The sequence below is a fragment of the Algoriphagus sp. oki45 genome (genome assembly GCF_036245605.1).
Taxonomy (GTDB): Bacteria; Bacteroidota; Bacteroidia; order Cytophagales; family Cyclobacteriaceae; genus Algoriphagus.
In genome coordinates, this window is sequence record NZ_BTPC01000034.1 from 1 (window position 1) to 306 (window position 306).

The 306-nt window shown below is 46.4% G+C and carries 1 tRNA gene; it reads right to left on the minus strand.

What is annotated here, in order from left to right:
- Positions 1-247 precede the first annotated feature (247 nt).
- A tRNA-Pro gene (locus AAA942_RS20295) sits at positions 248-306 on the minus strand.

Here is a 306-nt window from a genome sequence, read left to right on the forward strand (position 1 = left end):
TTTTTTTTTTTTTTTCCTTCTCCTTCCCCCTCCCCCCCACACCCCCCACTCCCCACCTATAAAGTTTTTTCCCCCCCCCAACTTATTAAAAGAATAAAAAAAAAAAGCCGGAGTTGTTCCGTTTCTTTTTTCTTTAAAGTGATCCGGTAAGGAGTGGAACCTGAAACCTCCGGCTTAGAAGGCAGTTGCTCTATCCAGTTGAGCTACAGGACCTGGATACTATGTCTAGTATAAATTAAGTCGGGGTGGCAGGATTCGAACCTACGACCTCCACATCCCAAATGTGGCGCGATACCGGGCTACGCT